Below are 12,437 nucleotides of genomic sequence, written 5' to 3' on the forward strand. Positions count from 1 at the left end.
AGCTAGAACCAGCGCTCGAGAACCTGCGCGACGCCGTCCTCGCCGGCCGGGCCGGTGACCTCGTCGGCCACCGCGAGCAGCTTCGGGTGCCCGTTCTGCATCGCGACGCCGTGGCCGGCCCAGCGGAGCATCTCGACGTCGTTGGGCATGTCGCCGAACGCGATCACCTGCGCGGGGTCGACTTCCAGCCGCTCGGCGACGTCGGCGAGGCCGGTCGCCTTGGTGATGCCGTGCGCGGACACCTCGACCAGGCCGCCCGACGACGAGTACGTCACGTCGACGTCCCGGTCGAACAGCGCGTCGACCGCGTCCGCCATCTCCTGGGACGACATCCCGCGGTGGCTGACCAGCAGCTTGATCGCCGGGTGCCCGAGGACCTCGGCGCGCGGCCCGGTGCGGCCTTCGCCGTCGCCCCACGGGTTGTGGTAGTCCGGCTCGATCACGAAGTTGCGCATGTCGTGGTCGACCGCGCCGGTGCTGACGCGCTCGGTCGCCAGCCGGCAACCCGGCAGCGCCTTATCGAGCGCGTGCGCGATGTCGTGCAGCAGCGTGGGCTCGAGCAGGCCGTGCACCTCGATGACCTCTTCGCGGCCGCAGTCGTACAGGACCGCGCCGTTCGCGCACACCGCGTACCCGGTGAGCTCGAGCGGCTTCGCGATCGGGGCGATCCACCGCGGCGGGCGGCCGCTGGCCAGGACGAACGGCACTCCCGCCTCGATCGCCCGGCGGACGGCCGCGATCGTGCGGCCGGTCAGGGATTCGGAGGGGCCGAGCAGGGTGCCGTCGACGTCGGACGCGATCAACTGGGGTCTCTCCACCCGGCCATTGTCCCTGACTCGTTCGGGGGAAGACTTCCCCGTCCGTGCGACGGCCGGTGGTAACCGATAGCGTCCGGACCCGTGCGAGTTGGCATCGTGATTCTTCCGGAAGATCGTTGGTGGGCCGCCGAGCCGAAGTGGCGCGCGGCCGAGGAGTACGGCTTCGACCACGCCTGGACCTACGACCACCTGGGCTGGCGCAACCTGGTCGACGGACCCTGGTTCTCCGCCGTCCCGACCCTGACCGCGGCGGCGATGGTGACGTCCCGCATCCGGCTCGGCACGTTCGTCGCGTCGCCGGTCGCCCGGCACCCCGTGCCGTTCATGCGCGAGCTGAACACCCTCGACGACGTCTCGGACGGCCGGCTCGTCCTCGGCGTCGGCGCGGGTGTCGACCACCACCACTACGACGGCGCGGTGCTCGACGCCCCCGAGCTGACGCCCAAGCAGCGCGTCGACCGCTTCACCGAGTTCGTCGAGGCGCTCGACGGGCTGCTCATGACCGACAAGTTCGACTTCGACGGCGAGTACTACCGGGCCCGCGGGGCCCGCAACCTGCCCGGCCCGGTCCAGCGGCCGCGGCTGCCGTTCGTCGTCGCGGCGAACGGGCCGCGCACGATGACCCTCGCCGCGCGCTTCGGCGCGGGCTGGGTGACCACCGGCAAGGGCGGCGACACCGCCGACGAGTGGTGGGCCGGCATCAAGCAGCTCACCGAGGTCTTCGACCAGCGGCTGGACGCGGTGGGCCGCGAGCGGGCGAGCATCCAGCGGCACCTCAGCCTGGACGCGTCGCCGGTCTTTTCGCTGACCAGCGTCGAGGCGTTCCGTGACGCGGTGGGCCGGGCGCGGGAGCTGGGCTTCACCGACGTCATCTCGCACTGGCCGCGGTCGTCGTCGCCCTACGAGGGCCGGGAAGCCGTCCTGGAGCAGGTCGCGAGCGACGTCCTGCCGGAGCTCCACTAGTCCGAACGAGTGACATTGCGGTGATCGGGAAACCGATTGTCGCGCCCCGGGCGTCGGTACTTTGCAGACGAGACCACCCCGGGGGGTGCGGGGGCCCTCGTGGCCGCGGAGGGGCGCCGCGGCCACGAGGGCGTTCTACTTCACGATCCGGTAGATGGTCGCACCCGGGTTCCGGTACACGACTTCGAGGAAGTCGTGCCCGTCCAGGTGCCGCAGGCCCGGCGCGATGGGTGTGTCCCGGCGGATGGTGCCGCTGCCCACCAGCACGTAATGGACGTCGAGCCGCTGAACGGCCGCGCGCACCTGCGGGTCGCTGTCGTAGTCGGCGAAGTGCTGGGCCAGGTACAGCGCGTCCGGCGGGGCCACGCCCGCGTCATAGTGGCCGGCGACCGGGTGCACGCCGGTCAGGGCGTACATCCAGGCCGTGCCGTCGAGCCGGTCGTTGAGCACCTTCTGGCCGGCCGGGATGCCGAGCGTGCCGAGGCGGTCCATCGCGTCGATCTCGTCCTGGCTGACCGGCGGGACCACCTCGCCGGGCAGGCCGTTGTAGTAGAGCAGCGACACCGTCTTGGCGTTGGCCGCGCGGTAGAACCCGCCGGTCAGCACGCCCATCGCCACCACCAGAAGCACCGCCGTCGCCAGCCCGACCCGGCCGGTCAGCCACGGCCGCGCCCGTACCCACGCACGTCCGCTCGCGACCTTCGCCAGCCACTGCTGGGCCTCGCTCATGCCGTGCGCGGCGAGCAGGCACAGCGGGATCGCCGCCAGCGCCATCAGCCGGAACCGGTCGTTCCACCAGGGCCGCGACAGGCTGATCACCCACTCTTCGCCGCCGAAGCACGCGACGAGGACGAACAGCGTGGACAGCCCGATCGCCGAGAGCACCAGCCAGCGCATCCGCCGCAGCCGCACCAGCGTGAACACGCCGATGGCGAGGAACACCGTCAGCCAGATCTGCGGCACCGGCAGCACCTGCTTGAACGTCGCCAGCATCGCCAGGGCCTTCCACACCGCCATGTGGGAGCCCCAGGGGTGGTACGGATACGACCCGGACGTGAAGGTGAGCGCGCCCAGGATCATCGGCGCGGCCAGCACACCCGCCGCCACCATCACCGGGACCATGCGCAGGACGTCGCCGCCGACGACCCGCCAGGCGCGCCTGCCCTCGGGAACGCCGTCGACGCGGCGGCCGCGCAGCGCCCGGTACCAGCGCTGCACCACCAGCGGGAAGGCGAACAGGAGCGCCCCGAACAGCGCGCTCGAGTGCGCGGCGAGCAGGCCGGTCGCGCTCAGCGCGAGCACCGCGCCGGTGTCCACGCCCGGCCGCACGACGAACCGCTGCAGCGCGATCACCGCCAGCGGCGTCAGCACGATGCCGAGCGCGAAGGGCAGCAGGCCGCTCGACACCGATTCGTACGCCCCGGTCGTCGCGCCGCCCGCGACCAGCGCGGCGCTGCCGGCGAACACCGCGCGGCCGCCGAGCTGGCGCACCAAGGCGGCCATGGCCAGCGCGAACAGCCCGGCGATGGGCATCGTGATCGCGTTCAGCGTGACCGGGATCGACGTCCCGGACAGCTCGTAGACCAGGGCGCCGACCAGGTGGTAGGCGTTCGGGTAGAAGGAGCCGCCGGGGTACCAGTTGATGGTGCCCATGCCGGTCAGGGAGCCGTCGCCGGTCTCGGCGATGTAGCGGATGCCGTTCGCGTGGAACACGGTGTCCCAGCGCTGGAACACCGCGGTCGTCCCGCCGCGGCCGGTGACCACCACGGCGACCGACACGGCGACGGCGATCGCCACGCAGGCCCCGACGGCCAGGTGCGCCCGGCGGGTCCACGGCTCCGCCGGCTCCTCGGCCCCCGGCGTCGACCAGCCACGCCCGGTGAAGAGCCGGCGCAGGCCGTAGAGCACGGCGGCGAGCAGCAGCGTGCCCGCGGCGACGCTGAGCGAGCCGTACGGGATGTGGGCGATGGCCAGCCACGGGCCGGCCAGGCCGGTGATGGCGTAGCTGAGCAGCGGCGCGAGCCCGGCGAGGGCCCAGCCGCGGAGACCGGCGGCCCACCCGACGACGCCGCCAGGCACCGCGAGTACGGCCAGGTAGGTGGCCACCGCGGCGAAGTAGCTCCAGAAGTCCTCGGGTGCAGGCACTGCTTTCCAGGTGTGTCGTAGGCCGAAATGTGATAGTCGGGTGCGGGCCGGGTCAGCGACCTGCGTACCCTCGACGCCCGTGAGCGCGCACACGAACCCCGCCAAGATTACTGAAGACGATTTCGCAGGTTACGACCTCGTCGTCGTCGGGTCCGGTTTCTTCGGCCTGACCGTCGCCGAACGGGCCGCGGCCGAGCTGGGCAAGAAGGTCCTCATCCTCGAGCGGCGCAGCCACCTCGGCGGCAACGCCTACTCGGAGCCCGACCCGGAGACCGGGATCGAGGTGCACAAGTACGGGGCGCACCTGTTCCACACCTCGAACAAGCGGGTGTGGGAGTACGTGAACCGGTTCACCGAGTTCACGAACTACCAGCACCGCGTCTTCGCGCGGGTCAAGGACCAAGTCTACTCGTTCCCGATGAACCTGGCCCTGATCAACCAGTTCTTCGGCAAGTCGCACACCCCCGACGAGGCCCGCGAGCTCATCGCGAAGCAGTCGTCGGAGTTCGAGACCTCCGCCGCGCAGAACCTCGAAGAGAAGGCGATCTCGCTGGTCGGCCGCCCCCTCTACGAGGCGTTCATCCGCGGTTACACGGCGAAGCAGTGGGAGAACGACCCCAAGAACCTGGGCGAGAACATCATCACGCGCCTGCCGGTCCGCTACAACTTCGACAACCGGTACTTCAACGACACCTACGAGGGCCTGCCCGTCAACGGGTACACCGCGTGGCTCGAGAAGATGGCCGAGCACGAGAACATCGAGATCCGGCTGAACGTCGACTACTTCGACGTCCGCGAGCACATCCCGGCGGGCACCCCGACCGTCTACACCGGGCCGCTGGACCGCTACTTCGGCTACTCGGCGGGCCGGTTCACCTGGCGCACCGTCGACTTCGAGTCCGAGGTCGCGCAGACCGGTGATTTCCAGGGCACCTCGGTCGTCAACTACAACGACCAGGAAGTCCCGTACACCCGGATCATCGAGTTTCGGCACTTCCACCCGGAGCGGGACTACCCCAAGGACAAGACGGTCATCTTCCGCGAGTTCTCCCGCTTCGCGACCGACGAAGACGAGCCGTACTACCCGATCAACACCCCGGAGAACCGCGAGAAGCTCGAGGCCTACCGCGAGCTGGCCAAGGCCGAGGCGCGCGAGAAGAACGTGCTGTTCGGCGGCCGGCTGGGCACGTACAAGTACCTCGACATGCACATGGCCATCGGCTCGGCGCTGTCGGCGTTCGACAACAAGATCGCCCCGCACCTGACCGACGGCGCGCCGCTCGACGGGTCCCTCGATGCTTGAGAAGGGGCACCCCACCGGCGAGGTGGCCGTCCTGGCGAAGGCTCAGGGCTTTCTGAAGAGTGAAGCTTCGGTGAAGGCTGCGCGCGGCATGTCGCACTTCGGCGAGCACGCTCTCGGCTGGTTCGGCCTGGGGCTGCTCGGCGCCGTCGTCGACAAGAAGCGGCGCACGGACTGGCTGGTCGCGTCGGCGGGGGTCGTCGGCGCGCACGCCGCCTCCATCGCGGTGAAACGCGTGGTCAGGCGGCCGCGACCGGACCACCCGAGCGTCGAGGTCCTGGTCGGCACGCCGAGCAAGCTGAGCTTCCCGTCGTCGCACGCGACGTCCACCACGGCGGCGGCGGTGCTCTACTCCGGATTGACCGGGCGTAACCTGGTGCCCGCCCTGGTACCGCCGATGCTGGCCTCGAGGCTCGTGCTCGGCGTTCACTATCCGACAGACGTTGTGGCCGGTGCAGCTCTCGGGGGGCTCGTCGGTGGTCTGATACGACGGAAGCTGAAGAAGAACCCATGAGCGAGACGACCGAGCAGCGCAACAGCGACGAAGCGGCCGTGACTCCTGAGGCACCGGAGACACCGGTGACTGAAGTGTCTTCGGAGACGTCGACGGTGACCGCCACCCGGGGGAAGTTCGGCCTGGTCGGCGGCGTCATCAAGACGGCGCGGCCGCGGCAGTGGGTGAAGAACGTCCTGGTCTTCGCGGCCCCGTTCTTCGCGTTCTCGAAGTCGACCGACCGCACCGGTCTCCTGATCGACGCGATCATCGCCTTCGTGGCCTTTTCGCTGGTGGCGAGCTCGGTCTACCTGATCAACGACGCGATCGACGTCGAGGCCGACCGGGCCCACCCGACCAAGCGCAACCGGCCGATCGCGGCCGGGATCGTGCCGGTCCCCGTCGCGTACGGGGCCGCGGTCGTGTTCTTCTTGGCCGGCCTCGGCGTGTCGTTCCTCGCCAGCTGGCAGCTGGCGGTCGTGCTGGGCGTCTACGAGGCCGTCCAGCTCGGCTACTGCTTCGGCCTCAAGCACCAGCCGGTGGTCGACCTGGCCATCGTCGGCTCGGGCTTCCTGATGCGTTCCATCGCCGGCGGCGTCGCGGGCGGCATCGCGCTTTCGCAGTGGTTCCTGCTGGTCACGGCGTTCGGCTCGCTCTTCATGGTGGCGGGCAAGCGCTACGCGGAGATCATGCTGTTCGAGCGGACCGGCGCGAAGATCCGCTCGTCGCTGAAGAAGTATTCGGCCAGCTACCTGCGGTTCGTCTGGGCCACGTCGGCGGCGATCCTGATCATGTCGTACTGCCTGTGGGCGTTCGAGATCCGCCAGACCGAGCACAACTCGGTTTGGGCGCTCATCTCGATGGTGCCGTTCCTGGTGGCGGTGCTGCGCTACGCGGTGGACGTCGACGGCGGCATCGCGGGCGAGCCCGAGGAGATCGCGCTCAAGGACCGCATCCTGCAGGTGCTGGGCGCGTCCTGGGTGATCACGCTGTTCCTGGCGTTCTACCTGTGACTCATTGCGGATCGACAGGTTCGCTTCAGCTCGTACACAGCTGAGCGGCGCACCCTGAGGTGGTGGGGGCGGGCACTGCGCCCGTCCCCGTGACCCCAGGAGCGACCATGAACGACCAGCCGCGCGAGCAGCAGGCCCCGGACGGAGCCGGGCAGCCGACTGTCGAGCACCCGACCGAGGCCACCCAGCCAACGGCGGCCACCGACACCCCCACCGCGGCACCGGCCCACCCGGCGACGCCCGCTTCCGAGCCCGCGCGGCCGGACCAGCCGGCTGCTACGCCCACTGCCGCTGCCGCTGCCGCGCCGGAAGCCACGCCTGCTGCTGGAGCAGCAGCCGGCGCGCCGGCTGATGCCGGGCCGGAGGCCGCGCCTCCTGCCGGAACGGCTGCCGCGCCGGGTGCGACCGGCCCCGCGACTCCCGGCCAGGCGGCCGGAGCCGCTCCGGCCGACCAAGCCGCCCAGGCAGCCGATCAGACCGCCGTCCACGGTCAGCAGCCGCCGCCGACCCCGCAGCTCTCGCAGCCCGGCCCCGGGCCGCACTACGCCGCCTGGGGGCCGCCGCCGGCACGCCCGGCCGGTGGCTTCCGGCGGTTCGCCGGTCATCGCGCGACCCAGCTCGTCGCCGTCGGGGTGTTCGGCATGCTCGTCGGCGGCGGCATCGTCGGCGGGATCGCCGCCGCGAGCCACCACGGCCCGCGGGACAGCCGGCCCGGCGTCCACCGCCAGTACGACGGCCCCGGCCAGGGCTTCGACGGCCGTGGCCCCGGCTTCGGCGGCCGCGGCAACGCCGGCCCCGGTGCCGGGGACGGCATCTGATCCCCTGACTGTGGCCTAGGCCACCCGTACTCCGCTCAGATCACAGAAGCATCACGAGCGGGGTACGGTGGCCCGGATGCGAAGCGCCTCCGCAGAACTCCCCCAAGCCGTCCGCGCGCTGCCGGCGGCCATCCCCCTCGCCCGCTCGTGGGCCTTGCCGGCGGGCGCCGCGGCCGCCTCCGCACTGGTGTTCGCGCTGGTCAGCAGCCATCTCATCGATGACACGTACATCACGCTGTCCTACGCGAAGAACCTCGCCTTCCACGGCCACTGGGGCCTGATCGAGCAGGGGACGGCCAACACCGCGACGTCGCCGCTGAACGTCCTGGCCCTCGGCGCGGTCACCTTCGTGGTGCGCGACGCCGTGCTGGCCGCCGGTGTCGTGTTCGTCGCCGCGCAGGTGCTGCTCGTGCTGGGCCTGCGCCGGCTGGGCGAGCGCACCGGCCTGCCGCCCGCGTTCGCGCCGCTCACGTTCGCGCTGCTGCTGGTCAACCCGCTGCTGCTGTCCTCGATCGGCCTGGAGGTGGCGCTCGGCGCCGCCGGCGTCGTGTGGACGCTGGTTTACGTGGGGGAGCGCCGGGCCGGCCGCCTGGGCGTGGCGATCGGGCTGCTCGCGCTGGTCCGGATCGACCTGCTGCTGATCGCCGCGGTGCTGTTCGCCGCCCGCCGTGAGTTCTGGGCCGGCATCTGGCAGACGATCTTCGCGGCCCTCGCCGTCACGCTGCCCTGGTTCGGGTTCAGCTGGGTGGTGCTCGGCTCGGCCGTGCCGGACACGCTCGTCATCAAGATCAGCCAGCAGTCGTGGGGACCGTTCAGCTTCACCAACGGCCCGCTGCTGTACTGGCGCAACTTCCCGGCCGCGGCCACGCTTTCGTTCCTGCCCCTGGTGCTGGCCGCCCTGGCCGGGGTGGCCTGGATCGTGCAGTACCGCCGAGGTTCCGGGACGGCCCGCCTCCTGACGCCGTTCGCGGCGCTCGCCGTCGCCGGCGCGCTGCACTACCTGGCCTACAGCCGGCTGGGCGTGCCGCCCTACCACTGGTACTACGCGCCGAGCATCATCGGCGCGACGATCTTCCTCGCCGCCTGCGCGTCGGCGGTCCCGGAGCGGGTCAGGCGCGGGACGTGGACGGCGGCCGGCGCGGTCCTCGCGGCGAGCGTCGCGGTGTACGCGCTGCCGGGCCTGCCCCGCCAGTTCGCCCCGATCACGAGCAATCACGCATCGACGACGGAGTACCGCGAAATCGGCCACGAGCTGGCGGCGATCGCCCACGGCCGCAAGGTCGAGACGGCGGGCGAGGTGGGCGCGCTGGCGTACGCGTGCGACTGCGAACTGGTCGACGAGTTCTCCGACCGCGGCGCGGTCGACCCGGCGATCACCGAGACCAAGCGCCGCAGCGACGACCTCGGCCGGGCGTTGCTGGAGGCCAACTTCCACAACTTCGACCACAGCGTCGCCCCGGCCAGCCCGGACCTGGTCCTGGCGACGACCCGCCGCACCCCGCCGCCGGCCGCGCTGGCGAGCTGGCACATCGAATCGCCGTGGGTGGGCAGCCAGAACCTCTACCTGGTCCCCGCCCACGCCATCGGCGGCTGAGCCGAGTTCCGCCCTGCGGCCGTTCAGGCTAAAGGGCTTGCTCCCCCGTGCGGGTGACCGGTAGGACGAGAGCCGGTCAACCGCGGGGAGGAACGACAGATGGCGGACCCGTTGACGCTTTCGGTGCTCGGGGCGACGGTCCTCACCGAAGGCATCAAGTTCGTGTACAACCAGGCAACCGAACTCCTCAAGCGCCGTCGCGAGAAGGCGGCAGAGGTCCCGGACGCGCCTGCTCTGGAGGGGCAGCTGGCTCCGCTGGACCCGGATCCCGCGGTGCTCGACCGGGTCGAACCCGACCTCCGCGAGCTGCGCAAGGTGCTGCAGGACTACGTCGACGAAATCGAACCCATCAGCACCCAGGACGAGAGGTTGCTCGAGACCACCGACGCCGTCCGGCGGTTGCTGGAAGCCGTCTACCGCCAGCGCATCACTTTCCGGGGCGAGCAGCGCCCGGCCTCCGGCCCGGTGGTCGAGGGCTCGGTCGACGTCGCCGCGGTTTCCGGCTACGTCGCCGGTGTCCGCGCGAGGGTCGTCGGTGGCGGCGCCCACGTGCGCGGCGCCATCCGGGCGGACGAAGTCTCCGGGACCGCGGTGGGCGTCGACCTCGACCGGATCGGCGATTGACCGACGAGCAGGCCCGGCTCAGCCGGGACGAGTTGCTGTACGAAAAGGTCATCGCCCGCTACCTCGAGCAGGGGTTCGTCGAGCGCTTCTGGCTGGCCGCGAGGATCGAACGGCACTTCCGGGACCCGGACTGCCGGTTCGTCCTGATCTCGGGCGGCCCGGGTGCGGGCAAGAGCACGCTGCTGGCGTGGCTCACCCAGCGCCATGCCTTGTCGCCGCGGTACTTCCTGCGGCGGCTCAGCAGCCACCCGCTGGCCAGCGGCGACGCGTGGTCGTTGCTGCTGAGCGTCGGGCACCAGCTCGCGTTGCTGCGTCCGGAGCTGATGCGGGTCGACCTGGACGTCCAGGTGACCCAGGCGGTCGGCAGGGTGGCCGAAGCGGGTCGCGTCGTGGGCGCACGAGTGGGACTGCTGCACATCTCGCCGTTCCAGCACACGGCCGTGCAGGTGGCGCAGCAGGTCGACGTGGCGGAAGGCAGCGTCGTCGGGTTCGAGATCGCCCGGATGGTGGCGGATTCACGGCTCAACGACGTCGGCAACCTGCAGCACCTCGCCCTGATCGAGCCCGCCGTCCGGCTCGCCGCCAGTGACCCGGCGGCCATGGTCGTGCTGTGCATCGACTCCGTGGACGAGCTTCGCCACCAAGGCCGTGACGTGGGGCGGACGGACATCCTCGAATGGCTCGCCGACTGCCCGGAGCTGCCGGCGAACCTGCGAGTGGTGGTGTCCGCGCGACCGGACACCGAGCTGCTGAGGCGGTTCCGGCTCGCGCAGGCGGACCGGCTGCGGGAGGAACGGATCGAACCTTCCGCCGCGGAGGTTCGCGAGGACCTGCTCAAGTACGCCCGGACAGTGGTTTCCGCTCCCGGCATCGCCGAGCTGCCCGAAGTGCGCCGGGTCGGCGCGGAGGCGGTCGCGCGGCGCATCGCGGACCACGCCGAGGGCAGCTTCCTCTACCTGACGCTGTGGGCGAGTGGCCTGCGGGACGCGGTGAGCGACGGCGACGGCGAACGGGTCGCGGCGCTCACCCGGCTGTCCGTGCTGCCCGCGGGGCTGGACGGTATCTACGAGTACTTCCTCGTGGTGATTCGCGACACAGTGAAGCGTCGTGAAGGTAACCGGTGGACTCACGTGTGGGCGCGAGTGCACCGGAAGCTGCTGGAGGTGCTCGCCGTCGCCCAGGCACCGTTGCCGCTGAAGACGCTGCTCCTGCTCGCCGACCTGAGCCGCGATCGCGCCCACGCCCGCGCGGCGCTCGATGATCTGGCCCAGTTCCTGTCCGGGGACACTCGGACCGTCCGGCTGCACCACGTCACCATGGCCGAGTTCCTGACCTCGGCGGACGAGGACCGGATCCTGGATGATTGGCATGTGGAAGCCGACGAAAGCCATCTCGCCGTAGCTCAGCGGCTGCTCACCGAACACGGTGACTCCTGGGCGACGTGCGACGACGCGTACGCCTTGAACAACACGGCCTCGCACCTCGTCGCGTCGATCCGGACCGCCGCCTCGGCCCGCACCCGCCGCGAGGCCGAGCAGTTGCTCACCGACCTGCTGGCCGGGCCGTCCTTCGGGCTCGCCAAGAGTCGCCGGGTCGGCGTGGACGACATGCTGGGTGATTACGTGGCGGCCTACGTGGCCTTGTCCGGTTCGCCCGAACTGGAAGAGGGCCTCACCGCCGTGCTGGCCCGGTTGATCAACGAAGGTCGTACCGACCTCGCGAGCAGCCTGCACGCCATGCTCCAGCACCGGCACGACGTGGCCGATCTCAACGCGGCCGTGCTGCGTCGGCTGAGCGATTCGGACTACCTCGAGCACGCCATCCCGAACCCGAGGAACCGCGCGGCCGCGCGAATCGCCTTCTCCCACGGTGAGGCGGGGCGGCTGCGCCGGCTGGGCGGCGCGGACAACCTGGACGCCGCGCACCGGCTGCTGGCCCAGGCGATCGCGGACGTCGAGGACGTCGACCACGTCACCTCGGCGCGACAGCGCTCTCCTCTGTTCTACGACCTCGCCTACCTCGAAGCCCTGCACGGCCGGCTCGACCAGGCGCTGACCTGGTTCACCGAATCCGCTGAAGCCGCCGAGGAAGCCGGTGACCGGACCAACGCGTACATCTCCCGGTTGGTGGGCCTGCGGCACGGCTTGCTGGGCGGTGTCGTCGATCCGGAGGAGTACAAGGCCGAGCACCTGTCCGCGCTTGAGTACTTCGCCGGCGAGGACGCGCAGGGGCCGAACGTGTCCCGCTGGGTGATGAACGCGCACGCCCACCTGGCCGACCTCGGGTTGCTGACCGGCGACCTCGATCTCGTCGTCACCCACCTGCAAGCGCTCGAGGGTGATCCGTGGATCCGGCAGAACGACCGCGGGGACCTCGTGTTGATCTACCGGGCTCGCGCCGCGTGGGCGTCGGGACACTGGGCGGTGGCCGCCGAACTGTTCGCCCAGGCACTGGACGGCCACTTGACCGAGCCGCCGTCACACCGCGAGGCGCTCTCCCGCGATCTGTACTACTACGGGCAGGCGATGGCCGAACTGGGTGATGTGGAGCGGGCGCGTGAGCTGTGGGAACTGGGGCTGAGGTGCCCTGACCACGCCGGGAACTGGCCGTGGAAACCGAAGATCACCGAGGCCCTGAACAGCCTGTGACATTCACCCAGGTGCGGCGCG

Annotated in this window: 10 protein-coding genes; 8 read left to right on the forward strand and 2 right to left on the reverse strand. The window is 71.0% G+C overall.

Annotation, left to right across the window (positions count from 1 at the left end):
- Positions 1-2: 2 nt before the first annotated feature.
- Entirely contained in the window at positions 3-803 is an 801-nt protein-coding gene (locus C2L58_RS33375) for an HAD family hydrolase (protein WP_103341639.1), read from the reverse strand.
- 96 nt (positions 804-899) lie between these two features.
- Here C2L58_RS33375 and C2L58_RS33380 point away from each other — a divergent pair, with 96 nt between their 5' ends.
- Positions 900-1,781 carry an LLM class flavin-dependent oxidoreductase gene (locus C2L58_RS33380; protein WP_103341640.1) on the forward strand — a complete coding sequence of 294 codons (882 nt, stop codon included), beginning with the start codon at positions 900-902 and terminating at the stop codon, positions 1,779-1,781.
- 135 nt (positions 1,782-1,916) lie between these two features.
- Here C2L58_RS33380 and C2L58_RS33385 read toward each other — a convergent pair whose 3' ends face one another.
- Positions 1,917-3,926 carry a DUF6541 family protein gene (locus tag C2L58_RS33385; protein WP_103341641.1) on the reverse strand — a complete coding sequence of 670 codons (2,010 nt, stop codon included), beginning with the start codon at positions 3,924-3,926 and terminating at the stop codon, positions 1,917-1,919.
- A gap of 79 nt (positions 3,927-4,005) precedes the next feature.
- Between C2L58_RS33385 and glf the strand changes: the two genes are divergently transcribed.
- The 7 genes from glf (at position 4,006) to C2L58_RS33420 (ending at position 12,416) form a co-directional block, all read left to right on the forward strand.
- Positions 4,006-5,229, forward strand: coding sequence for a UDP-galactopyranose mutase (glf, locus tag C2L58_RS33390; RefSeq protein ID WP_103341642.1), 1,224 nt, complete (start codon positions 4,006-4,008; stop codon positions 5,227-5,229).
- Positions 5,222-5,740 (forward strand): phosphatase PAP2 family protein, encoded by a 519-nt coding sequence (locus tag C2L58_RS33395; protein WP_103341643.1) that lies wholly within the window; start codon positions 5,222-5,224, stop codon positions 5,738-5,740. Before glf ends, C2L58_RS33395 begins: the two co-directional genes overlap by 8 nt.
- Entirely contained in the window at positions 5,737-6,732 is a 996-nt protein-coding gene (locus C2L58_RS33400; RefSeq protein ID WP_103341644.1) for a decaprenyl-phosphate phosphoribosyltransferase, read from the forward strand. The genes C2L58_RS33395 and C2L58_RS33400 overlap by 4 nt, the downstream gene beginning before the upstream one ends.
- 107 nt (positions 6,733-6,839) lie before the next feature.
- On the forward strand, positions 6,840-7,550 hold the full coding sequence (locus tag C2L58_RS33405; protein ID WP_103341645.1) for a hypothetical protein: 711 nt from the start codon (positions 6,840-6,842) through the stop codon (positions 7,548-7,550).
- A 76-nt stretch (positions 7,551-7,626) separates the two neighbouring features.
- Entirely contained in the window at positions 7,627-9,144 is a 1,518-nt protein-coding gene (locus tag C2L58_RS33410) for a hypothetical protein (RefSeq protein WP_103341646.1), read from the forward strand.
- 99 nt (positions 9,145-9,243) lie between these two features.
- Positions 9,244-9,768, forward strand: coding sequence for a hypothetical protein (locus C2L58_RS33415; RefSeq protein WP_103341647.1), 525 nt, complete (start codon positions 9,244-9,246; stop codon positions 9,766-9,768).
- Positions 9,765-12,416 carry a hypothetical protein gene (locus C2L58_RS33420; protein WP_103341648.1) on the forward strand — a complete coding sequence of 884 codons (2,652 nt, stop codon included), beginning with the start codon at positions 9,765-9,767 and terminating at the stop codon, positions 12,414-12,416. Before C2L58_RS33415 ends, C2L58_RS33420 begins: the two co-directional genes overlap by 4 nt.
- Positions 12,417-12,437: the final 21 nt, after the last annotated feature.

It is taken from the genome of Amycolatopsis sp. CA-126428, from assembly GCF_002904335.1.
GTDB lineage: Bacteria > Actinomycetota > Actinomycetes > Mycobacteriales > Pseudonocardiaceae > Amycolatopsis.

Coding starts and splice junctions, on each gene's coding strand:
- C2L58_RS33405 (WP_103341645.1), top strand. CDS start 6,840: ATGAACGACCAGCCGCGCGAGCAGCAGGCCCCGGACGGAGCCGGGCAG.
- C2L58_RS33415 (WP_103341647.1), top strand. CDS start 9,244: ATGGCGGACCCGTTGACGCTTTCGGTGCTCGGGGCGACGGTCCTCACC.
- C2L58_RS33395 (WP_103341643.1), top strand. CDS start 5,222: ATGCTTGAGAAGGGGCACCCCACCGGCGAGGTGGCCGTCCTGGCGAAG.
- C2L58_RS33410 (WP_103341646.1), top strand. CDS start 7,627: ATGCGAAGCGCCTCCGCAGAACTCCCCCAAGCCGTCCGCGCGCTGCCG.
- C2L58_RS33400 (WP_103341644.1), top strand. CDS start 5,737: ATGAGCGAGACGACCGAGCAGCGCAACAGCGACGAAGCGGCCGTGACT.